The organism is Embleya sp. NBC_00888 (genome assembly GCF_045207655.1).
GTDB lineage: Bacteria > Actinomycetota > Actinomycetes > Streptomycetales > Streptomycetaceae > Embleya.
This window is the reverse complement of the sequence record NZ_CP108784.1, coordinates 7719564-7743835: the sequence shown is the minus strand read 5'-3', so window position 1 is coordinate 7743835 and position 24272 is coordinate 7719564. Positions and strand designations below refer to the sequence as shown.

Sequence of the window (24272 nt, the reverse complement as noted above, 5' to 3'; positions counted from 1 at the left end):
CCCGCGCACCGCTGCCTCGGATCCCCGACCGCGGCGACCCGCCGCGACGCGGGCCGGTCGGGTCACCCGGACAGGCCGGCCCGCAGGGAACGCATGCGATCGCGAACGGCCGCCTGCCCCGGATCGGTCGGGACCGCCGAGTAGGCCCGCAACAGGACCCGGCCGAGATCGTACGCGGACTCCATGTCGTCGATCCGCAGCCAGCAGTAGTGCGCGTTCGAGGTCATCCGGGCGGCCTCCTTCGGGTGCGTCCCTTGGGCCAGGGCGGCGTCCGCGTACAACTCCAGGGCCAGTTCCGGTCGACCGGTCAGCACCGCGACGTACGCGTGCACCTCACGCGCCGCGGGCATCGCCCCCTCGTCGCCGCCCGCGCTGGTGGCCGCGTCCAGGGACGCGGCGAGGGCCAGCGCCCGCTCTTCGTCGCCGGCCCGGATGAACCGCGCGATCTCGGCCACCTTGAGGGCCTGTTCCTTGGTGGGCTCGGCCCGAACGGCCGCCGGGGTGCGGGCCGACGCCTGCTTCGGGGTCGGAGCCTCGGCCCGAGCCGAAGTCGGGGCCGGTATGGGCGGGTCGGCCGGCACCGGGGCGGCGGGGAAGGCAGCGGGCTCCTCGTCGATGGGTACCTGCGCGACCTGGCGCTGCGGGGCGTGCCACGAGGGCGTGGGCTCGACCGGATCGACCGGTGCGACGGGCGGGACCACCGTCACACGCGGCGCGAAGAGGGTCCGGGCGGGAGCCGGTTCGGCGGCGGCCGGTTCGGGCGCGGGTGTCGAGCGCTCGACGGCCGGGACGGCGGCCGGCGGCGGATCCACCGCCTCGACCACCGGCGGAGCGGGGGCGGCCTCCACCGGCGCGACGGAAGCCGCCGGCGCGGCCGACCCGGTCACACTCGTCGGCTCGGGAACCGGAGCGGGAGCCGGCGTCGGCGCCTGCGTCATCGGCGTCGCGGAGTACGCGGACTCGACGGAGGGTTCGGGCGCGGACGCGGCGGGCGGCTCGTACGTCGGTGTTCGCCCGGGCTCGCTGCGGGGGGCGAACGGCGCCTCCACGTAGTCGTCCTCGGCCTGGGACGCCCGCCCGGAGGCACGGGGTCGGTCCCGGTCCGGTTCCCGGGGGGCTTCCGGAGCCGGTGGTGCGTACATCCCCTCCGGTCCCGCGGGCGACGCCTCGAACGGCGCCTCCGGGCGTGCCTCGGGCTGCGGCGCGACCGGTGGGGTCGGCGTCGCGGCACCGGTCGGGAGCGTCCGCCGACCGCGCTTCGATCCGTCGCCGGACCGGGTATCCGCCGGATCCCCGGTATCGCGACCCGGTTCGAAGACCGGACGCGGCGTGCTCTTGCGCCGACCCAGCAGCGAGCGTCGCTTCGTGTTCGGGGTGATCGGATCGTCCGCCGCGGTCACCCCGCCGTCCTGCGCGACGATCAGTGGGAAGACCGTACCGTCCGGCTCCACCGCCTCCGCGCGCACCGGGCGGCCCAGGACGCGCGCGGTCACCGCCGCCGCCTCCAGCGCGGCGGCACGCGGATGTACACCGGACGGCACCGGAATCGACACGCCGTCCACCCGGACCGTGTCGTCGATCAACAGCTCGATCGTGACGACGGGCCACGCCGGCACTGCGGAGTTGTCGGGCACGAGGGCTCCTTCGGTCGAGCGGAATGCGGTCGGACGAGGCGGCGGGGTGGTCCCGCCGCGGCACTACCCACGCGGCGTCGATGCCGGCTTGGCGGGCGACGGGCGCGAGCCGGACGCCCCGGAGGGGGGTGTCCCGGTCGCCGGCGGTCCGCACACCGGCCCGCCGGGAGCAATCCTCATCGTGGGCGCTCCGCGGATCAAGGTCACCACGACCACGCACGAATCGGCGCTCACCGGTGCTCCGGCGAAGACCACACCCATCTCGCCCGGGCGCGGGAGTTCGGTCTTCTGGAACACACCGGCCGGACTCTGCGCGACGGCCATGTATCCGGCGACTCCGTCGGTGTGCGTCGGCGGCAGCCAGGACACCTCGACCCGCCCGTCCACAACGCGTCGGCTCACCTGTCGCGGCTGATATTCGGCGAGCAGCTCGGGAGCGACCTGACTCGCGGTGCCCGGCGCCGCGGAGGACGGCGCGACCGGGGGCGGCGGCTCGGTCGGCGGCGGCGGCGCGGCGGTCGAGGCGGCGGGCTCGTCGCCGCCGGTCAACAGGACCGCCGCGACGGTGATTCCGGTGACCAGGAGCAGCCCCGCGAGCACCAGGCGGGTCCGGGAGCGGCCCTCCTGCCCCTCGAAACCCCGTCCCCGATGGTCCCGTTCGTCCGATTCGAAGTCCCATCCGTAACCGGCCGGCGGACCGGACCACACGGGCGCCGCCGGAACCTCGAAACCCGTGCGGAATTGCTCGTCGTCCCCGGGCGCCATGCCGGGCGCGAGCGGGATCGGAGGAGGTCCGGCCACCCGTCGGGGCGTTCCCCGGACGGGCATCGGCGGTCCGGCCACCGATCGTTGTTCGACGGTGTCCCGTACCGGGGTCATCGGGTTCACCGCGGCGATCGGCGTCGTCGATGGCACCGAGTCAGTCCGGGTCACCGGGCTCGGCGCGGACACGGGGGCGGGGGCAGGGACGGGCGACCCGGGCGCATCGGGATCGAGCTCCGCCGGCCACCAGGCCGGCCGGGTCAACCCGGGTCGGGTGTAGGTCACGCCGCTTTCCTCGCTCCATACCCCGGGCCCCGGATCGGGCGAGCTCACCCGGAGCTTCGCGACCGGTGTCCATCGCCCTCGTCCCGGGCTCTTGTCGGTTCCACAGGAAGGCCCCACCGCCGCCGGGGCGGGTCGGCGGCGACCGGGCGCGATCCATCGCCCGTGACCGCTGCGGATCGGGCAACGGAACCCATGGGAAGTGTAGAAACCACCCGACTCCATCGATAGGCCGGATTGCGCGACGCCGACCACGCGAATCGGCTGATCCGGACACCCCGACCGACCTACCGCGCACCGCACGCCCGCCGGCCCGCACCGAGGGCGTGCCGGAGCCGACCGAGGCCGATGCGCGTGGTGAGTCCGTCGGCCCGATGGCCGGCGTGCTCAGTCCCGGTCTCGGGTGAACGTGATGGCCTCGACCGGGCACAGGGACGCGGCGTCCTCGGTGTGCGCGTCGACGGGTGGGGCATCCGGGCGGATCGCGGCTCGGCCGTCCGCGCTTCGGGTGAAGTGGGTGGGTGCGGTGGCCGCGCAGATACCGGAGGAGATGCACAGGGCGCGGTCGATGAGCAGGCGGGGTGGGTCTTCGGACATCGGTGGTCACCACGTCACGGGGAGAGTGCCGGGGGCTCGGGTCTTCAGGCCGGTTTTCCAGGTCGGCGGGGCGGCGGGGCGCAGCGTCGGGAAGCGCCGGGTCAGGGCGGTCAGGGCTTCCTGGAGTTGCACTCGGGCCAGTTGGGCGCCCACGCAGTGGTGTACACCGTGCCCGAAGCTCAGATGCGGGTTGGGGCTCCGGGCCAGGTCGAGGTGGTCGGGGGTGTCGAAGACGGATTCGTCGTGGTTGGCGGCGGAGTTGACGGCCATCACCGCGTCGCCCTCGGCGATGTCGACGCCCGCGAGGGTCATCGCCTCGGTGGCCACCCGGAGGTTGGCCTGCACGTTGGTCTGGGCGTAGCGCAGCAGTTCCTCGGTGGCCGTCGGGATCCGGTCCGGGTGGTCGACGAGGTGCCGATAGCGGTCGGGGGCGTCCAGGAGGAGGTGGATCATGCCGGACAGCCGGTCGGCGGTGGTGCCGTAGCCGCCGGCCAGGAGCACGACACAGAAGGAGACCAGTTCCTCCTCGGTGAGGCGGTCCTCGTCGTCGCGGGCGGCGATCAGCACGCTGAGCATGTCGTTCGCCGGGTGGCGGCGTTTGTCGGCGATCAGGGTGCCCATGTAGCCGGTCATCTCGCCGACCGCGTGGGTGACGGCGGCGTCCGGGATCGCGGTGAGGCTGCGCAGCGCGTCGCACCACGCGTCGAGGCGGTCGCCGTCGTCGCGCGGGGTGCCCAGGAGATCGCAGATGACGGCCAGCGGGAGGGGGCGGGTGAACAGGGTGACCAGGTCCGCGGGGCGGTCGTGGGCGGTGACGGTGTCCAGGAGGTCGGCGACCAGGCGGGCGATGTCGCGGCGCATGGCCTCGGCGCGGCGCGCGGTGAAGGCGGCGGCGACGAGCTTGCGCAGGCGGGTGTGCACCGGCGGGTCGGCGGCCAGGATCGAGTCGGCCAGGGTGGGTACGGCGGCCATCCGCGGGCCGGTTCCCCGGGTCGCGCGGGTGCGGCTGAACCGGGGGTCGCCCAGGACGAGGCGTACGTCCGCGTAGCGGGTGACCAGCCAGGCCGGGTCGCCGCTGGGCAACCGAATGCGGGCACATGGGGCGTCGCGGCGCAGGGTGGCGAACTCCGGTATGGGGTCCAGTCCGTCGCGGTGCGGGAGCGGAAAGACGTGGGTGGGGGCGGGGGTTCGGGTCTCGGATACGGGATCGGGGGTCGGCCCGGTCACGACGCCTCCGAGGTGTCCGGTGCGTAGACGCAGACGTGGTAGGTGCTGTCCCGGGTGAAGGGCGCGCCCGCCCAGGAGCCCAGACGTTGCTTCAGGCGCAGGCCCGACCGTTGGGCCAGCAGGTCGAGTTCGCCCGGCGACGCGTAGTGGAACGAGACGCGGAGATGGCGGGTGCGGTCGGCCTCGTGCACGAGGTAGTGGGAGTGGTACGTCTGCGTGGACGGGTCGATGCGGCGGTGGCACAGGATGAGGAGTTCGTCGGTCTCGACGACGACCTCGGGAATGCCGGACGCGGCGGCGACCGCGAGTGCCTCGGGCAGGTGGGCGTCGAAGGCGAGCAGGCCGCCGGGGCGCAGTCGCGCCCGGGCGGCGGTGAGGCAACGCTGCATGGTCCGGCTGTCCGGGAGTTCGAAGAAGGTGCCGCCCGCGAGGTAGATCAGCGAGAACGAGCCGGAGGTCGGCACGTCGGCGAAGTCACCCACAGTGACCGGGATTTCCGCGCCGCCGGGTTTGCCGCGCAGGTGCCGGATCATCGCCTCGGAGGCGTCGATGCCGTGCACGCGCAGGCCGCGTTCGGCCAGGGGGAGGGCGACTCGGCCGGTGCCGATGCCCAGTTCGAGCACGGGGCCGGGGCCGGCGACGGCGGCGAGTTCGGCGAGGGCGTCCACGGTCGCGCCGGTGATGCCGGGTTTACCGAACCAGCGGTCGTAGTCGGCCGCGTGGATGTCGGCGTAGTGCGCGGTGGTCGGCGCCGGTTGGGCGGCCGGCGATCGAGGATGCGCGGTGTCGACGTCGGGCGACGCGACCGGCGGGCGGGGGCTCGTGGTGGTCGGGCTGTCCGTCTTGGGCATGTGGCTCCTCGCGTCACGGTGGTCCGGGTGGTCCGGGTGGTCCGGGTGGTCCGGGTGGTCCGGGTGGTCCGGGTGGTCCGGGAGCACCCCGGGCGATCCGGGCTGTGGTCATCCGAAGGGATGCGGCCCGGGAACGGTCTGGAAGTGACGTTCGGCGCTCGGGCCGTTGGGCAGTGCTCGGGCGCCCGGGGCCACGACCCGGATCACGGTCGTACCCCGGGTGCGCGCCGGCCCCGCCGTGGTGTCCACGATCACGACGTCCCGCCCGGTGTGGGCGGACAACGCGGCGAGACCGGGGCGGGAGCCGAACGCGCCGACCGTGCCGACCGGAGTACGCGCCGGCTGCTCCGCCGGGGTACTCGCACCCGCCGCACCAAAGCCCGAGCGCGAGCGCGAGCCCGAATCCGAGTCCGAGTCCGAGTCCGAATCCGAGCGCGAGCCCGAATCCGACGCCCAGCCCGAGCCCGAGCCCGGCCACTCCGAGCCCGACCCGAGCCGTCCCGACATCGAGGCGGCTCCTCCCGAGCTCCGGGCTGCCGTCCCGTCCGTCCACAGCCGCAGGCTGTCCTGCCGGTGATAGGCCCACAGGGCATGCTGCACCGCAGTCTGCGGAGGCCCGCTCCCCCGCCATCGATCCCACGTGTCCACGGCCACCGCGCTGCCCATGCTCCAGCGCACCATGAGCGCCTCGTAGGCCGCCTTCTCGATCAGGGTCGATACGGCGCGGTCCGGGCCGCAGCGGGCGCCGAACGTCTGGCCGGAGCCGTCGGCGGCGTGCAGGCACACCACGACGCAGCGCGTTCCGCTCGGCGCGGGGAGGTCCAAGCCGGTCGCGGTCAGGTCGAGTGCGCGCAGGAGTTCGGCCAGTGGGCCCGGGAGTTCGCCGGTCGGGAGCGGTGTGGGGGCAGCGGCGGGGCCGTACCAGCTGCGCCGGATCAGGTCGCGTTCGAGGACCTCCCAGGCCGCGTGGTCGGCGGCGGCGTCCGGGTCGGGGTGTGCGGCGACGCCGGTGGAGCCGACGCCCGGACCCGGGGCGCAGCCGGCCGGCGGGCGGTGCTGGAGGAAGGCGGCGCCGGCGGGGACGTGGATCTCCTCGCCGGAGTCGGCCAGGTGCCCGAGGACCCACAACCGTCGCGTGGTTCGGGCCGTGTCCGGCGGTGCGGAGCCGTCCGGGGCCGACTCGGCGGGATCCAGCGCGGGAACGCCCTTGCGCCGTAGCTCGGCGTAGGACGCCACCGTGGCGGCGTCCGCCTCGGCCGCCCGGCCGGCCAGGATGTTGCCGACCCGCTCCAGGAGTTCCCCGCGCGCGCTCAGCACCACCTGCTCGCGGCGATGGCCCGCGGCGCTGCCGACCAGGATGGGCCGATCGCCGGACGCGCAGACCGCGTCGAACTGCGGCGAGCGGGCCGCGATCCGCGCGATCACGACGTCGGGCGTGTGGCCGTAGGGCGTGAACACCTGTGGGTCCCACGCCGGAGCGGGCGTCACCCGCGGGCCCGGGCGACGTCGGCGGCCTGGTCCAGGACGGACGTCCCGTGGTCGGTGAGCGCGTCGCGATGTTCGAGCAGGGTGTTCACGGCGTCGATCGCCGAGCGGGCCAGCCGGTCGTGTCGGGAGCGCACGGCGGCCGCGGCCTCGGGCGTGGGTGGTGCCGCGTCGGCGTCGAGCAGGCGACGGTAGAGCAGCAGGCTTCGGGCCAACACGACGGCCTGCTGGAACAGGCCGGTGAGCGGCCTCGGATCGGCCCGCAGCGGGGTCGCCACGAGGGGGCCGTCGCCCTCGACCGGGCACAGGAAGGGCTCGGCGGCGACCGCCGCCGCGTTGCAGCGGGTGTGCGTTCCCTCGTGCACGAGGGCCTCGGCCAGTCGGATCGCGCCGGGCAGGCCGTCCACGCCTCGCTGCAACCGGTCGCGCCGGATGAACACCGCGCCGTGCACCCCGAAGTCGGTGAAGCCGTCGATGGCCGCGCCGTGCAACAGCGCGATCTGCACCAGGATTTCCCGTAGTTCCGCGCTCGCCTCGGGCCACACCCGGGCAAGCAGCGCGGTGCTCTCGTGGATGATCTCGGTATCGGTGTCCCGCCACGCGACCACGGTCGACACCGGCGCCGGCGCGTTGCCGTCGTCCCGCCTGGGGATGGCCTTGAGTGCCCGGGCCACGCTGCGTTCGAGGTGTGCGCGGGGCGCGACGAGGTCGACGGGCCAGGGCAGTTCGCCCGGTGGGGCGGCGATGTCGGCCCTGGCCCGTGCCAACATGCGCCCGAGCGCTTCGAGCCGTTGTGGGTCGGGGGCGTCGGCGCGCAGGACTCGTTGCGCGATGTGTGCCGTCTCGATGACCGCCGGGTGGGTCGATTCCCGTGCTGTGGCCGTCAGTTCGGCTCGGGCCAGAATCGTCTGCGTCATCCGCGCCAGGACCGCGCGTTCCTCGGCGCCTTGGCCTGCGTCTGGTTCCACGCGCATCGCGAGTGCCTCCGGGCTCCCGGTGGTGTGGGTGCGGCGGGTCGGATCGCCCGACCCGCCGCACCCGGTGACGTTGCCTCAGCTGGGCAAGTCGATCATCAAGGCCAACTCGGGCAGTTCTTCTTCCGGGACAAGTTCGATGTCGTCCTGCATATCGGACTCCCTTCCGCTCGCCGTCTCCCCCGCCGTCGACGGGGACAACCGGAAGCGCCATGGTGTGCGGGCGACGACGGTGAATACAAGGAGTACGCGGCGGTGGCGCTCCGTGGCGGGTCAAGTCGGCACAGCCGGAAACCGCCTTGCATTCGGTGCGGAACACTCGACTCGGGGGCGACCCGGCCGGGTGATCAGCCGTTATGGCGTCGCCGCCGGAGGGCGGCCACAGCGCCCGTGGCGTGTCAACGATTCATCCGGACCGGCGGATTTCGGTGGGTCGGCCGAACAATGGCCGAAAACAGTGAAACAACGACACATCGCGGCCCGCGCGCTGGCCGACCGGTTCTCGCCCCCGCCCGCGCGTCACCCTTGGCAACGAGACGATCACCGGTGATGATGACCCGGCGCCGCCGGCCCCGAGCGCACCAGAGCCCAGGCTCGCGCCACCCGCCGCCCAGGACGAGGAGACGCCGATGGACCCCGTACGCATCGCACCGCGGCAACCGACCGCCGAAGCCCGCCCATGCCCGCTCGCGGCGTTCTCGATCCAGGGCTGAGGCGGGGTATGCGCATCGCCTACCTGCACGGCGGCAGCATCCCATCCGTGTGGGCCAACAGCGTCCATGTCATGCGCATGTGCGACGCGTTCGCCTCCGCCGGACACGACATCACCCTCTACGCGGCACCCGGCACCCACGAGGCCGACGACCCGTACGCCTACTACGGCGTCCGCCATCGTTTCCCCATCCGCACCGTCCCGGTCCCCGACGGCTATTCCCCCGCCGGCTACCGGCAACGCGCCGAGCGGGTGCGCGAGTTGCTGATCGAGGCGGGCGCACCGGACCTGATCTACGGCCGCGATCCGTACAGCCTCGTCGCCGCGGCGGACGTCGCGCCGTTCGTGTACGAGGTCCACCAGATCCGCGAGGACCTGTCCCCACCCGAGACCGATCACCGCCTGCTCACCGATCCGCGCCTCGCCCGTCTCGTGGTGATCACCCACGCGCTCGCCCGCGACCTGCGCGCGACCTACCCGGATCTGGATCCGGCCACCGTCCTGATCGTGCCCGACTGCGCCGACCCGCCCCGACTCGACGCCGAGAGCGTGCGGTTGCCCGGTCGCGAGGGGGTGCCTCGGATCGGCTATGTCGGACACCTGTACGACGGTCGCGGCATCGACCTGATCCTCGACGTCGCCGAGCGCATCCCGGGCGCGGACTTCCACCTGGTCGGCGGTACGCCCGAGGACCGGGAACGCTGGGAGGGGCCCTGCCGACTCGCCGACGTGTACTTCCACGGCCACCGACCGCCCGCCGAACTGCCCGGCTATTACCCGTTGTTCGACGTCGTGCTGGCCCCGTACGAGGAGAGGGTGTACCTCACCGGCAGACTCGGCGAGACCGGCCGCTGGACCTCGCCGATGAAGCTCTTCGAGTACATGTCCTACGGGCGCGCCCTCATCGCCTCCGACCTGCCCGTCCTGCACGAGGTCCTGACGGACCGGGTCAACTGCCTGATCAGGCCGCCCGCCGACCCGAAGGCGTGGGCGGACGCCGTTTTGGAACTGATCGACGACGCGGGCCTGCGCCGTTCGCTCGGCGACGAGGCCCGCCGCCAGGTCCTCGACCGCTACACGTGGCGCCACCGGGTCGACGTCGTCCTGGCGGGCCTGCCCGGCGTGGACCCGAGCGGCGGCGCGGACCCGGCGTGAGCATGCGCGACCGCCCGCGCGCTCACCACGTGGTGGTGCGCGGTACCTGCGTGCCGCGCACGGGCCGCGCGGCCGGGTCCGGCGGACCCGGCCGGCGCGGCGCGCGTCGGTCGTCGCTTGTCGGTCGTCGCGGATCGCGTCTCGATCGTCGGACCCCCGCCGGCGGCGCGGCTCAGCAGCAGCGGGTCTGCGGGTTCTCCTCGCGCCGCCTGGCCCGCCAGGACTCGTAGGCCCGTCGGGACGGCACCGGCCGATCCGGATGCTCGCGCAGGTGCCGCCGACAGTGCCGGTCGTACTCCGCGTCGCCGGAGATCTCCCGCAGATACCACCGGATCCATTGGAACAGCCGCTTCGGGCCCGGCCTGCCCCCCACGTCGGGGTCCGGGTTCACATCGGTGTCGGTTCGCGTCACAACCGAGCCGCCCCGTCGCCGGAGCCCGGAGCCGCGCCCGCGCCCCCATTCGCTCCCGCTCCCGCTCCGGCGAGTTCCCGCACGCGCGGTGCGTCGACGGGTTCGTCCGTCAGCTTCGACTCGACGTACGGGGTCTCCGTGGTGGGCAGCGTCCCCCCGGCCCGGATCGCCCGCACGCACACGATCGCCGCGTTGCCCATCACCAGCGCGATCAGTACCAGGAACACCGAGATCAGCACCCCGTCCACGGTGGAGTTGAGCACCACGGTGTGCATGTCGTCCATGTTCTTCGCCGGGCCCAGCACCTTCCCCGCGTCGATCGCGTCGGCGTAGCGGTCCCGTTGCGCGAAGAAGCCGACCCGGGGATCGTCGGAGAAGATCTTCTGTATCCCGGCGGTGTAGGTCACCGCCACGTCCCAGGCCAGCGGGATGCCGGTGACCCAGGCCCAGCGCAGCTTGCCCGACTTGATCAGCACGGTGGTGGCCACGGTCAGCGCGACGGCGGCGAGCAGTTGGTTCGCGATGCCGAACAGCGGGAAGAGCTGGTTGATCCCGCCCAGCGGGTCGGTGGCCCCGGCGTACAGGAAGTAGCCCCACAGGCCCACCACCACGGCGCTGGTGATCCAGATGCCGGGCTTCCAGTTGACCCGGCCGATCGGCTTCCAGACGTTGCCCAGCATGTCCTGGAGCATGAAGCGGCCCACCCGGGTGCCGGCATCCACCGTGGTCAGGATGAACAGCGCCTCGAACATGATCGCGAAGTGGTACCAGAACGCCTTCATCCCCGCGCCGCCGAAGACATCGGCGAATATCTCCGACATGCCCACGGCCAGCGTGGGCGCTCCGCCGGACCGGGCGATCAGGGTCTTCTCCTCGACCGCGGTCGCCGCCGAGCGCAGGTCCTCGGGACTGATCGTGAAGCCGAGACCGGCCACCGCGTGCGAGGCGCTCTCGGCGGTGGCACCGAGCACCCCGGCGGGGGCGTTCATCGCGTAGTACAGACCCGGATCGATCACACACGCCGCGATCAGCGCCATCACCGCCACGAACGACTCCATCAGCATGGCGCCGTAGCCGATCATCCGGACCTGCGACTCCTTCCTGATCAGCTTCGGCGTGGTACCGGAGGCGACCAGGGCGTGGAAACCGGACAACGCCCCGCACGCGATGGTGATGAACAGGAACGGGAACATCGATCCGGCGAACACCGGCCCGGAGCCCGAGCTCGCGAACGAGCTGACCGCGTCGGTCTTCAGGTTCGGCGCGGCCACCAGCACCCCGATGGCCAGGAGCACGATCGTGCCGACCTTCATGAAGGTGGACAGGTAGTCGCGCGGGGCCAGCAGCAGCCACACCGGCAACACCGAGGCGACGAAGCCGTACCCGACCAGACAGAACACCAGCGTGGTCGGGCTCCACGTGAACGCGTCGCCCAGCGCGGTGTCCTCGATCTGCCCGCCGCCGATGATCGCGGCCAGCAGCAGCACGACGCCGATCACACTGGTCTCCAGCACCCGACCCGGGCGCAGGAAGCGCAGGTAGACGCCCATGAACAGGGCGATCGGGATGGTCAGCGTGACCGAGAAGGTCCCCCACGGCGAGTTCGCCAGCGCGTTGACCACGACCAGGGCGAGCACCGCGAGCAGGATGATCATGATCACGAACACCGCGATCAGCGCCGCGACGCCGCCGACCCGGCCGATCTCCTCGCGGGCCATCTGCCCCAGGCTCTTGCCGTCCCGGCGCATGGAGAGGAAGAGGATCACCATGTCCTGCACGGCCCCGGCGAAGATCACCCCCACCACGATCCAGATCGTGCCCGGCAGGTAGCCCATCTGCGCGGCCAGCACCGGGCCCACCAGCGGTCCGGCGCCGGCGATCGCGGCGAAGTGGTGCCCGAACAACACCCGGCGGTCCGTCGGTTGGTAGTCGACGCCGTCGTCCAGGCGTTCGGCCGGAGTGGCCCGGGTGTCGTCCGGCTCCAGGACTCGTACGGCGATGAAGCGCGAGTAGAAGCGGTAGGCGATCGCATACGAGGCGACCGCCGCGAAGATCAGCCAGACGGCCGAGATCTCCTCGCCGCGGGCCAGGGCGACCACGCCCCAGCCGGCCGCGCCGATCAGCGCGACGACGGTCCAGATCAGGATCGACCTCGGATTGTACGAACGGGGGCTGTCGGTGCCGGTGCCGGTACTGGTGTTGGTGGGGGGCACGCGTACTCCTCATCGGGCAGGGGACGGAAGAGCGACGGACGGGTACGGCGGGAGCGGCCGGGAGCGGCGACCGATCCGGGTCGGTCAGGCCCCGCGCCGGTCGGGGCGGCGCAGCAGCAGGTAGGCGACGAGCATGGCGGCGGCGCACCCCGGCACCCAGGCGAGCTGGTACCAGTAGAAGAACGGGACGCCGGCCATTTCCGGGCCTCGGCGGGCGTACGAGGGCACCCACAGCAGCGCCGCGACCGGCGCGGCCAGGCAGACCCCGGCCGCGATCCGGCGGCGCGCGCGGGCGCGTCCGGCGGCGGTCGGGGGTCGATTCCCGGTCATCACGCCTCCTGCTGTCGGTGGCCACGGGGCCGACCGTGCGCCGGCCCTGTGGAAGAGTTGCGCGTGCGTGCCTTTTGGTTGACAGCCGATGTCCGACGGATTTCCGCGAGGTGGCCCGGGCCGGGTCGGGTACGCTCGCGCAACCCGTGGGCGAGCGCGCTCACACGTCGATCCGGACGGTGACGGATGACCGACGGGGCCATGATCGCGGCCCTCCTGATCGTCGTCGGCGGTGCCTCGCTACTGGCGGTGACCGCACCGCGCCTGCGCCGCACCGACGACCTGCCGTCGCTGGAGAACTGGTCGCTGGCCGACCGCGGTCTCGGCCCGGTGTGGACCTGGTTCCTGCTCGGCGGCACGATCTTCACCGCGTACACCTTCACCGCGGTGCCGGGCCAGGTGTACGGCCGGGGCGCGTCCGCGTTCTTCGCGCTGCCGTACACGGTGATCGTGTGCCCGATGGCCTTCGTCCTGCTGCCCCGGCTGTGGGCGGTGGCCCGCCGACACGGCTACCTGACCGTCGGCGACTTCGTCCGGGGTCGCTACGGCTCGCCGGCGCTGGCGCTGGTGGTCGCGCTGACCGGGATCCTGGCCACGATGCCGTACCTGGCGCTCCAGGTGTTGGGCATCCGCGCCGTGCTCGCCGCCGCGGGGCTGCGTCCGCGCGGCGCGACCGGCGACCTGACCATGGTCGCGCTGTTCGCCGGATTGGCGATCGCCACGTATCGGCACGGACTGCGCGCGCCCACGGTGATCTCGGCGCTCAAGGGGGTGGCGATCTTCGGCTCGGCCGCGGTGGCGGTGGCGTTCGTGCTGCGCCGGTTCGACGGGCCGGGGCCGATGTTCGAGGCCGCGGATCGGCGGCTGGCCGCGCACGGACCGGTGGACGCCTCACTCGTCCTGGGGCCGCACCAGCAGGCCGGCTTCGCCACGCTGGCGTTCGGCTCGGCGCTGGCGCTGTTGATGTACCCGCACGTGCTGACCGCCGGGTTCGCCGCGTCCGGTCCCGACACGCTGCGTCGGGTCTGCGTCGCGCTGCCCGCCTGGACCTCGGTGCTGGCGATGTTCGGCGTGCTGGGCATCGCGGCGGTGGCGATGGACGTCGACGCGCCCTCGGGTACGGCCGAGGCGGCGGTACCGATGCTGGTCGACCGGCTGCTGCCGGCCTTTCCGGCCGGTCTGGTGTTCGGCGCGATCATCGTCGGCGCGTTGGTGCCGGCGGCGGTGATGTCGATCGCCGCCGCGACCTCCTTCGTGCGCAACGTCTACGTCGCGTACTTCCAGCCGACGGCCACGCCCAAGCGGCAGATGCGTGTCGCGCAGTGGGTGTCGCTGACCGCGAAGGTGGGCGCGGTGGCGTTCGTCTTCGGGCTGCGCGACCAGGCCGCGATCAATCTGCAACTGCTCGGCGGGGTGTGGATCCTGCAGATCTTCCCGGCCGTGGTGATCGGGCTGTTCACCCGGCGTCTGCACCACCGGGCACTGCTGGCGGGCTGGGCGGTGGGCATGCTGACCGGTACCGTCGCGGTCGTGCGGGAGGGCTTCGTCTCGCTGATCCGGGTCGAGCTGGGAGGTCGGGGAGTGCAGATGTACGCGGGGCTCGCCGCGCTGCTGCTCAATCTCGCGGTCACCCTGGTCCTCACCGAGGTGTTCGACCGGATGGGCGCCGCGCGGGGTGCGGACACCACGGCGCTGCCGGCACGCCTGGCCGGCCGGCGTGGCCCGGGGAAGGAGGCGAGCGGCTCGTGAAACGCCTGCGCCGGGACATCGAGCCCGCACCGGCATCCGCGACCGCGCCGTCGCGCGGCGCGCCGGTTCCGAAGGCGCCGATCGTGGAGTCGCAGGTTCCCGAGGCGTCGGTCCCCGAGGCGCTGGTTCCCGGGGCAGTGGTCCCCCAGGCCGCCCTTGTTCCCGAGGCCCCGCTCCCAGACGGGATGCAACCGCCGCCGGCCGCGGACGAATCGGATCGCGAGGTGCAGATCGCGCGCCTGTTCGACCTGCACTACCCCTCGATGCTCCGACTCGCCACCCTCCTGGGCGCCGACGACCCGGAGAACATCGTGGCCGAGGCGTACTACGAGATCTACCGCAAATTCCGCAAACTGCGCACGCCCGACGCCGCCGCCGCCTATCTGCGTTCGGTCGTGTGCAACCAGACCCGGATGCGAATACGCCATCTCCAGGTCGCCCGCCGACACGTCGAGGATTCCGTGGACACGGTGGCCTCCGCCGAGACCTCGGCCCTGCTGCGCGACGACCAGCAGGCGCTGATCCGCGCGCTGCGCGAGTTGCCCGCGCGCCAGCGCGAGGCACTCGTACTGCGCCACTGGCTCGGGCTCAAGGAGAAGGAGATCGCGTCGACCATGGGCATCTCGGTCGGCTCCGTCAAAACGCACACCGCTCGTGGGATCGCCGCTCTCACGCACGCGCTGGAGGTACGGCGATGAACAATCCTCCCACCCCTCCCACCTCTCCCGACACCGAACGACACCTGCGCGAGGCCCTGGAAACCCTCGCCGCCGGCGTACACCCGGCCCCCGACGCCTACCACACCGCCCACCAGGACTGGCAACGCCGCGAACGCCGCCGCCGGCTGATCCTGGCCACCCTGATCCTCGTCGTCTTCACCCTGGCCACCATCATCGGCGTCCTGGTCCTCAACCACACCCCCGCCGCCCCCACCCCGACCTTCGACCACCCCACCTCCCCCTGACCCGTCGACCCCTACGACTCCGGGACCGGCGCCCACCCGTGGCCCACGGCCTCGGATGGGACCTGCGCAGAGAAGAGGTGGGCACGGTCTTCCAGGGTCCGGAAAATCTCTTCGTGGGCCATGGGTTGCGAGGACGGCGGATCATCCTGGCCTTCGTGGCAGACGATCACACCGGAGCCGGGTCGCTCGATGGCCAAGACCACGTCCTCGTTCGGACCAGGAACGCTCAAGAGTTGAAAGGCGACATGGCCGCCTCGGCACAGACCGGCCGAAAATGGCATGATCCGCACGGTGATGCGGGGGTGCCGGGCGTATTCGCGCAGTCGCTCCATCTGGCGCCGCATCACCGCCGGCCCGCCGACCATCCTGCGCACCACGCTCTCGTCCAGCACGAACCGCATCTCGGGCCCGTTCTCCCGCAGCAGACGTTGTTGTCGTTCCAGCCGGAAGTCGAGAGCCTCGCGGAAGTGGGCTGCGGGCACCGGCAGGGTGGCGAGGAGGACTTCACGCGTGTACTCCTCGGTCTGCAACACGTCGGGAATCAGATGGGGTTCGAAGCCGCGAATGCCGGTCGCTGCGGATTCGAAGGGGAGCGTCGTGCCCAGTTCGCCCACCACCGGGTCGCTGTAGCCGAACCACCATGAGCGACGGCGGGACGCGCGCGCGTTCGCCACGAAGGCATCGACGCGGCCCCGGTCCCGAACGTCGTACAGCCTCAGCAACGCGCGCAGGTCGGTGATCGACACGCTCACCTGTCCGGTCTCGATCCGAATCACCTTCGAGAGCGACCAGTCCATGGTGGCGCCCACGTCGCGTTGGGTCAGGCCGCGCTCCTCCCGCAGCCGCCGCAGACCGGTGTACACGGCCCGCCTGGCCACCGCCGGTTCGACCCGGGTGGTTGCGGGCAGGGTGAGGAACGGCCGCGCCCCGGTCTCGGTTTCGCCTGCGACCTCGGCCGACCGGGCCGCCCCCCGTGCGTTCCGCAGCCGCCGCACCAGTGGAGCGTCCGCCATGGCGAACGGCCTCGCATCGGCGCCCACCCGATGTGTGGCGCCGTCTTCGGCCAGCAGCACGGAGACACTCGGCGTGCGGTCGGCCCGTCGCCCGAGGTAGCGCGTGACCGCCTCCACGGTGCGCAGGCCCTCGACCACCGAAAGGGTGTCCAGGAGCAGGTCGCCCACCTCTTGCTCGAACGTGTACTCGGTGTGCTCGGGCCCGTGTCGACCGGGCCGGTGCACGGTCAGCAGCCCGCTCGCGAAGACCTCGGCCAGGTGTGTCGGGGTGGCGTCGGCGGTGGTGGCGTGCTGGACCAGGCGCATCACCGGCAGCGGAAGTGGAGCAACCGCGGCGAAGTGGGCGGCCAGTCGGAACGCCTCGTAGGACGCGCTCGCGTGAAACTCGCGGATCCGCTCGGCGGGTGCGGCCGATCGCCCAAGCGGAGCCGGGAGCCCGGGCGTCCGGGAGGGGCCGGCCCCGAACATCGTGACCGGCAGCGACTCGGCGGTCGTCGCATGGGCCACCAGATCCGCCCACGAGCGCGGCGAGACGTTGGGGAACTCCAGGACCGGCACCGGGATGTCACCGGGTGCGCCACCCGGGCTCGTGCCCGCCGGCAGGAACGGGTGCCGCACGCCGAGCAGGCGGTTGGGTACGGCCGGCCCCGGCGCCCACACGTCCAGGCGTGCGCACGCGATACCGGTGCCCTCCCACAGACGTGCGGGCAGGGTGTGCAGCACCGCCATCGGGCCGGCTCGAGCGCGGCGGGCGAGCAAACGCTGCGCCGCGCCGCTGTGCCAGGCAGGCCCGATCCCATCGGTCAGCACCAGGGTCAGGCCGTTGCCCTCGACGTCCGGTGCGACCCGGGATCCTGCCGCGAACGGGCGAGTGCGCAGCGCCATCCTGGTCTCGTCGGTGTCCAGGCCGACCACCTTGATCCGACGGAACGCGCGGAGTCGATGGAGCAGTTCCCGCAGCTCGACCACCATGCGGTTCCAGATCACCATCGACGAACCTGTGTCGACCACGAGGGTCAGGTCCAACCACGGCTCCCGCTCCGGCCGCAGGACGGCCGAGATCAGGCCGGTCTCGGCAACGGCCTCGACGGTCGCGGCCTCGTCGAGCCGCCGCCTGGCCACCGATGGCACGGTACGGCGCAGTGGTTTGAGCGCGCGGGCCAGTTCGGTCGCTCGCGGGATGGCCCGAGGGGCCGGCACGTCGGCCGGCGTGGCCCGGATGCCGTCTGCGCCGTCGGCCGTCGCCGACGCGTACAGCCCCGCCGCCCGCCGCCGTCGGGGTCGCCCCGCGGTCGCCGGCCCCGACGGCTCGTCCAAGGGGCCGGGCCCGGGCTCCGGCGCGGGTTGGACCGCGGGCCCGGGATCCGCGGACGTCGACGCCGGTTCGGCACCGGTCCCGCCCCGCTCGCGTCGGCGTGGCGTCGTCCGGGTCGGCAACACGCGCGCCAACCACAGCGCGTCCAGGCACTGGTCGATGTCCGCGCCCGCGTCGCGCAGCGCCGCCCACAGCGAGTCGTCCGTCATGGTTGGGTGGGGTCCAACGATCGAAACAGCAGGGCCAACCGCTCTTCGTCGAGCAGTACTCCGGAAAGCCGCAGGTGGACCGCGTTCAGCAGTTGATCCGTCGCGAGTTCGCCCTCGTGTCGCAATGCCACGAACCGTTCGATCAGGTCCTCGGCCGGCGTGTCCGGGCCCAACCGCGCGGCCACGATCTCGGCGAGCCGATCGGGGCCCGGATCCGGCAGGTCCAGGCGCACACAACGACGCAGGAACGCCGGTGGGAAGTCCCGCTCGCCATTGCTGGTCACCACGATCACCGGGAACTGCGTACAACTCACCTGCCCGGCGGTCACCGCCACCCGCTCGGCCGACCCCGTGACCCCGATCGAGACCGTGTCGCGGTCGGTCAGTCTGGCCAACTCGGGGATTTCGAAAGTCCCTTCCTCGAAGACCGTCAGCAGGTCGTTGGGCAGATCCAGATCGCTCTTGTCGAGTTCGTCGATCAGCAGCACCCGCGCCCGCTCGCGCGGCGCGAGCGCGGTGCCGAGCGGCCCCAGGCGCACGTACCGTCCCACGTCGGGCGCGCTGCGATGCTCCTTGTCGGCGATCGCGGTGTCGTGCAGCCGGGCGACCGCGTCGTAGCGGTACAACGCGCTCTCCAGGGTGCTGCGGCTGTTGATCGACCAGCGCAGCACCGGTCCCAGTTGCAGTTCGTCGGCGATCGCGTGCGCCAATGTGGTCTTGCCGCTGCCCGGCCGCCCGGTCACCAGCAACGGCCGGCGCAGATGCAGGGCCGTATTGACGACGTCGACCTCGTCGGCCCCGATCACATAGCGCTGTGGTGAGGCGTGTTCGGGGCCGAACCGCCGCCAGGGCGGACCCTGTGGCAGCACCGCCCGACGACTGGTTCCGTCCCCGCGAAAGATCAGCCAATCACCGTGCGCGGGCTGGTTCATGCTTCTGCTCCCCTTCCTTCGGACGGCCCGCGCAACAGCCGGATCGCCTCCGCGCTGGTGGGGTCGTCCCACAACAGGACGACGGACTGCCCGTCGTTGTCCGCACGCCATCGCCGGATCGCCTCGGGCAGGTCGCGCGGTCGGATCTGCTCGCGCAGATGGGCGAGATCGCAACCGGCGCCCCGGCGGTGCCACAGCGCCACCGGTACTCCCGCCAGCAGACACAGCGCCACGTGGTGACGTACCTGTGCGGCCTCGCCGACGAGGTGTACACAGCCCAGGGAGGGCGCCTTGGTCAGCGCGGAGCGCAGTCCGAGGCCGGTGTCGGCACGGGCCTCGTGGCACAGCCAGTGATGGGCGCCGACCTCGTCCCGCGTGCTCTCGCGCCAGCGCGCGAGCCACGCGTCCGGCACAAACGCGCGCAGTTCCCGACAGCGCACCACGACCGGGGTGCCGGCACCCAGGGGGACCTGTTCCCGGTCTTGGCGATCGACCGCGATCCGCTCGATCTGGAGGTCGAGTTGACCGGGTTCCAGGAAACACTCGACGGCCGGTCGCGCGCCCGGTCGATCCAGCACCGTCTGCAGGAACGCGGCAACGCGCGAGCGTACGCAAGTCCACGGTCGGTAGACGTCGTCGGCGACGGAGACCGTGGTGACATCGCCGCCCTCGCGTACGCGGGCCGTGTATCGGTAGCGGGTGTCCGCCGGCCGCTGTGCCTTCGCGTCGAGCGCGGCGATCTCCAGCCGGATCCAGACCTGTTCCTCGCGCGTCCAGCTCCGCATGGCCTCCAGATCGCCGCGCCGGGCCGTCAACAGGTCCGGCCGGGTGCCGTGCCGGGCGGCCAGGTCTGCGTTCCAGGCGCGCAGTCGGGCGCCGGCCTCGAGATTCGGCGCGTGGTGGGCGACGGCCTCCACGAACGCCGGCAGGTGCGCCAGGCGGTCTCGCTCCGGCGGCGCACGTCCCTCCAGGACCGCGACCAGGTCGACCGCGTCGAAGGCACCGGGTGGAAATCCCGGCCCGCACACCGGATCCCGCCGCAGCACGCCCTCCAGGTCGGCGATCCCGCAGGATCGCAGCGTCTCGATCAGCGTCGAGTGCTCCACGCGGGTGAGATATTCGCCGGGCCGAACCGTGTGGCACAGGTGCTCCAGCGACCGTACGACCGCGGCGGGCAACGTCGAGGGCAGCATCGACACCAAGGTGGACAGGCCGTGCCGGGTCTGTACGGCGGCGATGGCGATGGCGTCCGGATCGGGCTCCGGCACGTACGTGTCCAGCGTCCGGCCGAGGTCGTCGGCGAGTCGGACGCGGTCGTTCTCGTCGGGCAGGCTCGTCGCGATCAGGTTTCCGATGTCGGCCAGGGCGCGCCGCACTTCGGCCGCGCGCGGGGCACGGGCGGGATCCTCGTCCCAGGTCGTGCGGCCGTCCCAGTTGTGCTCGCTGCGACCGGGGCGCTGCCCGTAGCGGAAGGTCCGGGTGTCCTCGTCGGCGACGAAGCGCCGCGACAGCCCGTCGTAGATGTCGTTGAGGTCGGGCAACACCAGTCCGGGTTCGACCTGTTCGATGCGATCAAGGAAGCGCCGCGAGAACAGCCCCGAGCGCTGCGGATTGTGTGCCGCTTGTCCCGGCGCACAGGCCTGAAGCAGGAACAGGCCGCGATCGGGGTCCAATTCGACGGTTCCGGTGATCGGGCGCGGCACCAGATTTCCCTGTCCGGGCCGCAACTGGGTCTGGCACGCGTCCAGGACCACGGCCACCCGCGCGATGCGCCGGCCCTGGTTCGACGTTCCCAACAGGGTGCGCACCAGGTTGGCCACCGGCAGGCCGCGCAGCCGGTGTGGCTGGGAGTCCTCCAGCAGGAGCATCGAGGCACCCTGGTCGTCGGTGACGCCGTGGCCGCCCCAGAAGACCCACAGCAGGTCGGCGTCACACTTGGCGATGATGTCCTGAAACAGGTCGGCGAGTTCCTCGCCGGGGTGGGCGCGGCAGGGCACCGGCGGCTCGGGTCGGTCGTGAGCCGGTGGCGACGCCACGAATTCGACGTTCTCGGGCGGCACTCCGCGGTCGAACAGCCAGTGGATGAAGCGGCAGCCGTCCGTGTACGGGCCGACCAGATCCAGGTCGAGATGCCGATATCGCTCCATGGCCACGACGATCGCGTAGGTCCGGGCCGGGTCGACATCGCGCGAGCTCACCGAGGGATCTCCTCGGCCAGCCACCGGTAGAGCGGGGCGTGTGCCCAGTAGGCGCTGTGTGCGCGCAACAGGGGTTGTCCGGTGACGAATTCCCGATCCTCGGCGCGGGTACCGAAGACCGGCGCGGCCACATACGCGAGCGGGTCGCGCACGTCGTAGGCATTGAGCCACCGCGGGAAGTGCGCGGGCAGCGCCTCGTGCGCGCGCAGGGCCCGCAGGGCGTCCAACTCGTACAGGAACGGCGCCTGGGTGCCGGCGGTGACCAGCAGGTCCACTCCGTGTCCGGCGTTGTCGGCCGCGGCGAGCCAGTCCACACACGCGATGCCGCCGAGGCTGTGCGCGAGCAGGGTGACCGGCCCGTTCTCGCGGGCGGCCTCGACGGCGCGGGCGACACACCCGCGTACGCCGTCGCCCGCCACCTGATAGCGCAGGATGTCGCCCAACGGCGGCACCGCACCATCGACGATGCGATCCCGCCCGCGCCGCACACGCCAGGAGGCGAACCACATCCCCGAGGCCGCGAGTGGTCGACCGGCCGTGGCCAGGACACCGCGCGGGTCGGCCGAGCCGCCCAGTGCGCCCACGATCGCCCGGACCAGCGCGTCCCGTTCGAGCCCGTCCATCGGCAGGCAGCCATCGGCCCGGGCGTCGCCGTGATGCAACGTCGCCGCCACCACGGCCCGGGCCACGGCTGCGGGCCCGGTGACGGCGTCGGCGCTGTCGATCACCAGGGCGGGCAACGCCTCCGCCACCGTCTCGGCGCCGGCGCCCAGGTCGGCCGCGACGCCGGCCACTGCCGCGGCGGCGGCCACATCGGGCCGTTCCGCCAGCGTGCGAACCCGCGCGGCGAGCCGCTCGGCGGCGAACCCGCGCGCGGGCCGGTACGCCGGGCGCCCGGCACCGTACTCGACCAGGGCTCGCAGTTCGGCCAGCGGATCCGCGTCCAACCGCGCCCAGATCACGTCCGCGTCCTCGGCGTCGATGTTCCCCTCGCCCGCGCGGACCGAGCGTTCGGGGACCGAGGCCCCGCCATGCCGCAACCGCGCACCGTGCGCCTCTCCCCACAGGCAGGGCAACACATCGAGGTCCGGGCGCAGGTCGGTCAGCCGTGCGCGCACGCCGCGCAGCAGGTCCTCGTATCGCTTCTCGCGCACACCGGTGCCGTGCACGAAGACGACGCTCGCCACACGGTCCCCCTCCGCGCTCGGATCTGCCGTCCCATGGTAAAGGCGGGGGTCCCGGCGGGACGGCGATTCGACACTTCGGGGCCATCGGGATGCCCGGCGCGGGGGCGCAAGGGGGGTTGGGTGGCCTCCTGTCGTCGGGTTCGGGCAGGGAGCGCGGACTGCGCGGGTCTTGTTAGTAAAGTTTCCTAACAAGTCTTGACGGGGTGCGCGGCTGCTTGGGATCGTCGGGCCAACAGTCGGGCCGGAGGCTCCTGTTGGGGCATCGCGGGCTGCTTTTTCGCGGTGTCGCCAGGTCCCGCGAGCGCACTTCTCCGGCCCGATCGAGCGCACCATCCCGCCCGGCTCAGGCACGACGATCGGCTCCTCAACGCTGGAGGACGACGTGCACCTGTCCCTGCCCACGCGCCCGCATCGCGGAAGATCCCCGGCCCGGTTCGGCCGGCGCGCCCTGTCCCGAATACCCCGACTGCCTGCGGTGATCGCCGTCGTCGCGATGTTGGCCACCGTGCTGACCTTCGGGGAAACCGCCTCCGCCGCCGAGGTGTTGCTCTCCCGCGGCAAACCCGCCACCGCCTCGTCCACCGAGAGTTCGACCTACGGCGCGGCCAAGGCCGTGGACGGCAAGACCACCACCCGGTGGGCGAGCCAGGAGGGCGCCGGCGCCCAATGGCTCAGCGTCGACCTCGGCTCCGACGTCTCGATCTCCCGGGTACGACTGACCTGGGAGGACGCCTACGCGAAGGCCTACCGGATCGAGGTCTCGCCCGACGGCGCGTCCTGGACCAAGGTCTACAACACCTCCACCGGCGACGGTGGCACCGACGATCTCGGCGCGCTGTCCACGCACGGTCGCCACGTACGCGTGTACGCGACCACGCGTGCCACCGAATACGGCTATTCCCTCTGGGAGTTCGAGGTCTTCGGCGCGGGCGGCCCGGACACCACCGCGCCGAGCACGCCGACCGCGTTGCGGGTGACCGGCACCACGTCCACCGGCGTCTCGCTGGGCTGGACCGCCTCCACCGACAACGTCGGGGTGACCGGCTACGACGTGCTGCGCGACGGCGTCACGGTCGGCACCAGCGCCGGCACCTCCTACGCGGACACCGGCCTGACCACCGGAGTCGGCTACACCTACACCGTCCGCGCCCGCGACGCGGCGGGCAACCTGTCCGCGCCCAGTGCCTCGGTGGTCGGCACCCCACAGGCCGGCGGCTCCTCGTTCACCGTCGTCGCCGCCGGCGACATCTCCGACCCGGGCTGCACGTCGTCGCAGGATTGCGGGGCCGAGCAGACCGCGAAGCGGGTCGAGGCGATCAATCCGGACGAGGTGATCACGCTCGGGGACAACCAGTACGACACGGGCAGCCTCGCCGACTTCCGCAAGTACTACGACACCACGTGGGGCCGGTTCAAGGCCAAGACCCGTCCCTCGCCCGGCAATCACGAGTACGACGACAGTCCTCCCGAGTCCGGCTACAAGGCCTACTTCGGCGACCGGGCGACTCCGAACGGGACCACCTGGTACAGCTGGGACCGGGGCGGCTGGCACTTCATCGCGCTCGACTCCGAGCAGTCGATGTCGGCGAACTCGGCGCAGATCCAATGGCTGAAGGCGGACCTGGCGAACAACTCGCACGGGTGTGTGGCCGCTTACTGGCACAAGCCCCTGTACAGCTCGGGGCCGCAGGCCGACAAGGTCAGTCAGACCGCGTGGCAGGTGCTCTACGACGCGCACACCGATCTGATCCTCAACGGGCACGACCACCTCTACGAGCGCTACGCACCGCAGAACCCCAAGGCCAAGGCGGATCCCGCCGGCATTCGCGAGTTGCTCGTGGGCACCGGCGGCGCGGACCCGTACGACTTCGAAAGTCCGCAGCCCAACAGCGAGAAGCGGGTGACCGGTTCGCCGGCCGTGCTCAAGCTGACCCTCTCCGCCGGCACCTACTCCGGACAGCTCGTGCGCTACGACGGCAAGCAACTCGACTCCTTCGGGCCGGTCGGCTGCCACTGAGTCCACCGATCGAGTCCACCGATCGTGCGGGCCGCCCGGCGACCTCCTTCCCGG

The 24272-nt window shown here is 72.4% G+C and carries 19 protein-coding genes; 5 read left to right on the top strand and 14 right to left on the bottom strand.

All coding sequences use genetic code 11. From position 1 onward, the window contains the following. Positions 1 to 62 precede the first annotated feature (62 nt). From OG948_RS32845 to OG948_RS32815, 7 genes are all read right to left on the bottom strand, one after another. On the bottom strand, positions 63 to 1634 hold the full coding sequence (locus tag OG948_RS32845) for a hypothetical protein (protein ID WP_406299949.1): 1572 nt from the start codon (positions 1632 to 1634) through the stop codon (positions 63 to 65). Between the two features lie 63 nt (positions 1635 to 1697). Next, on the bottom strand, positions 1698 to 2513 hold the full coding sequence (locus OG948_RS32840) for a hypothetical protein (protein ID WP_406299948.1): 816 nt from the start codon (positions 2511 to 2513) through the stop codon (positions 1698 to 1700). A gap of 552 nt (positions 2514 to 3065) precedes the next feature. After that, a complete protein-coding gene (locus OG948_RS32835) occupies positions 3066 to 3275 on the bottom strand; it encodes a ferredoxin (protein WP_406299947.1) in 210 nt (69 codons plus the stop codon). Positions 3276 to 3281: 6 nt separating this feature from the next. Beyond that, complete coding sequence (locus tag OG948_RS32830) at positions 3282 to 4502, bottom strand: cytochrome P450 (protein WP_406299946.1); 1221 nt, start codon at positions 4500 to 4502, stop codon at positions 3282 to 3284. Next, complete coding sequence (locus OG948_RS32825) at positions 4499 to 5353, bottom strand: class I SAM-dependent DNA methyltransferase (protein ID WP_406299944.1); 855 nt, start codon at positions 5351 to 5353, stop codon at positions 4499 to 4501. The genes OG948_RS32830 and OG948_RS32825 overlap by 4 nt, the downstream gene beginning before the upstream one ends. 108 nt (positions 5354 to 5461) lie before the next feature. Continuing rightward, positions 5462 to 6811 carry a YcaO-like family protein gene (locus tag OG948_RS32820; protein ID WP_406299943.1) on the bottom strand — a complete coding sequence of 450 codons (1350 nt, stop codon included), beginning with the start codon at positions 6809 to 6811 and terminating at the stop codon, positions 5462 to 5464. A 26-nt stretch (positions 6812 to 6837) separates the two neighbouring features. Next, positions 6838 to 7812, bottom strand: coding sequence for an aKG-HExxH-type peptide beta-hydroxylase (locus OG948_RS32815; RefSeq protein WP_406299942.1), 975 nt, complete (start codon positions 7810 to 7812; stop codon positions 6838 to 6840). A gap of 721 nt (positions 7813 to 8533) precedes the next feature. Here OG948_RS32815 and OG948_RS32810 point away from each other — a divergent pair. After that, the gene (locus tag OG948_RS32810) at positions 8534 to 9679 is read left to right on the top strand and encodes a glycosyltransferase family 4 protein (protein ID WP_406299941.1); all 1146 of its coding nucleotides are present in this window, start codon (positions 8534 to 8536) and stop codon (positions 9677 to 9679) included. A gap of 172 nt (positions 9680 to 9851) precedes the next feature. Here OG948_RS32810 and OG948_RS32805 read toward each other — a convergent pair whose 3' ends face one another. From OG948_RS32805 to OG948_RS32795, 3 genes are all read right to left on the bottom strand, one after another. Continuing rightward, positions 9852 to 10091: a CstA-like transporter-associated (seleno)protein gene (locus tag OG948_RS32805; RefSeq protein WP_406299940.1), complete on the bottom strand. Its 240-nt coding sequence runs from the start codon at positions 10089 to 10091 to the stop codon at positions 9852 to 9854. Continuing rightward, positions 10088 to 12238, bottom strand: a complete 2151-nt coding sequence (locus tag OG948_RS32800; protein WP_406300386.1) for a carbon starvation CstA family protein — start codon at positions 12236 to 12238, stop codon at positions 10088 to 10090. The genes OG948_RS32805 and OG948_RS32800 overlap by 4 nt, the downstream gene beginning before the upstream one ends. Positions 12239 to 12388: 150 nt before the next feature. Further along, positions 12389 to 12634: a DUF3311 domain-containing protein gene (locus OG948_RS32795; protein WP_406299939.1), complete on the bottom strand. Its 246-nt coding sequence runs from the start codon at positions 12632 to 12634 to the stop codon at positions 12389 to 12391. Positions 12635 to 12820: 186 nt separating this feature from the next. On the opposite strand from OG948_RS32795, the gene OG948_RS32790 reads away from it, so the two are divergent. From OG948_RS32790 to OG948_RS32780, 3 genes are read left to right on the top strand one after another with little or no spacing between them, the layout of a single operon-like run. Further along, the gene (locus OG948_RS32790; RefSeq protein WP_406299938.1) at positions 12821 to 14383 is read left to right on the top strand and encodes a sodium:solute symporter; all 1563 of its coding nucleotides are present in this window, start codon (positions 12821 to 12823) and stop codon (positions 14381 to 14383) included. After that, positions 14380 to 15081 (top strand): sigma-70 family RNA polymerase sigma factor, encoded by a 702-nt coding sequence (locus tag OG948_RS32785; protein WP_406299937.1) that lies wholly within the window; start codon positions 14380 to 14382, stop codon positions 15079 to 15081. The genes OG948_RS32790 and OG948_RS32785 overlap by 4 nt, the downstream gene beginning before the upstream one ends. Next, the gene (locus OG948_RS32780) at positions 15078 to 15347 is read left to right on the top strand and encodes a hypothetical protein (RefSeq protein ID WP_406299936.1); all 270 of its coding nucleotides are present in this window, start codon (positions 15078 to 15080) and stop codon (positions 15345 to 15347) included. The genes OG948_RS32785 and OG948_RS32780 overlap by 4 nt, the downstream gene beginning before the upstream one ends. Positions 15348 to 15358: 11 nt before the next feature. On the opposite strand, the gene OG948_RS32775 is transcribed toward OG948_RS32780, so the two are convergent. Genes OG948_RS32775 through OG948_RS32760 form a run of 4 tightly spaced genes read right to left on the bottom strand, consistent with a single transcriptional unit; the run spans position 15359 to position 22201 of the window. Next, positions 15359 to 17884, bottom strand: a complete 2526-nt coding sequence (locus OG948_RS32775) for a Scr1 family TA system antitoxin-like transcriptional regulator (RefSeq protein ID WP_406299935.1) — start codon at positions 17882 to 17884, stop codon at positions 15359 to 15361. Beyond that, on the bottom strand, positions 17881 to 18816 hold the full coding sequence (locus tag OG948_RS32770) for an AAA family ATPase (RefSeq protein ID WP_406299934.1): 936 nt from the start codon (positions 18814 to 18816) through the stop codon (positions 17881 to 17883). Before OG948_RS32770 ends, OG948_RS32775 begins: the two co-directional genes overlap by 4 nt. Further along, positions 18813 to 21014 carry a caspase family protein gene (locus OG948_RS32765; RefSeq protein ID WP_406299933.1) on the bottom strand — a complete coding sequence of 734 codons (2202 nt, stop codon included), beginning with the start codon at positions 21012 to 21014 and terminating at the stop codon, positions 18813 to 18815. The genes OG948_RS32770 and OG948_RS32765 overlap by 4 nt, the downstream gene beginning before the upstream one ends. Further along, positions 21011 to 22201, bottom strand: coding sequence for a hypothetical protein (locus tag OG948_RS32760; RefSeq protein ID WP_406299932.1), 1191 nt, complete (start codon positions 22199 to 22201; stop codon positions 21011 to 21013). The genes OG948_RS32765 and OG948_RS32760 overlap by 4 nt, the downstream gene beginning before the upstream one ends. Before the next feature lie 382 nt (positions 22202 to 22583). Here OG948_RS32760 and OG948_RS32755 point away from each other — a divergent pair, with 382 nt between their 5' ends. Continuing rightward, complete coding sequence (locus tag OG948_RS32755) at positions 22584 to 24218, top strand: discoidin domain-containing protein (RefSeq protein ID WP_406299931.1); 1635 nt, start codon at positions 22584 to 22586, stop codon at positions 24216 to 24218. Positions 24219 to 24272 lie beyond the last annotated feature (54 nt).

Bases quoted from the DNA above. Each gene is read 5' to 3' on its own strand.
- OG948_RS32810 (WP_406299941.1), top strand. From the start codon at position 8,534: ATGCGCATCGCCTACCTGCACGGCGGCAGCATCCCATCCGTGTGGGCC.
- OG948_RS32815 (WP_406299942.1), bottom strand. From the start codon at position 7,812: ATGCGCGTGGAACCAGACGCAGGCCAAGGCGCCGAGGAACGCGCGGTC.
- OG948_RS32795 (WP_406299939.1), bottom strand. From the start codon at position 12,634: ATGACCGGGAATCGACCCCCGACCGCCGCCGGACGCGCCCGCGCGCGC.
- OG948_RS32825 (WP_406299944.1), bottom strand. From the start codon at position 5,353: ATGCCCAAGACGGACAGCCCGACCACCACGAGCCCCCGCCCGCCGGTC.
- OG948_RS32835 (WP_406299947.1), bottom strand. From the start codon at position 3,275: ATGTCCGAAGACCCACCCCGCCTGCTCATCGACCGCGCCCTGTGCATC.
- OG948_RS32775 (WP_406299935.1), bottom strand. From the start codon at position 17,884: ATGACGGACGACTCGCTGTGGGCGGCGCTGCGCGACGCGGGCGCGGAC.
- OG948_RS32780 (WP_406299936.1), top strand. From the start codon at position 15,078: ATGAACAATCCTCCCACCCCTCCCACCTCTCCCGACACCGAACGACAC.
- OG948_RS32770 (WP_406299934.1), bottom strand. From the start codon at position 18,816: ATGAACCAGCCCGCGCACGGTGATTGGCTGATCTTTCGCGGGGACGGA.
- OG948_RS32840 (WP_406299948.1), bottom strand. From the start codon at position 2,513: ATGACCCCGGTACGGGACACCGTCGAACAACGATCGGTGGCCGGACCG.
- OG948_RS32790 (WP_406299938.1), top strand. From the start codon at position 12,821: ATGACCGACGGGGCCATGATCGCGGCCCTCCTGATCGTCGTCGGCGGT.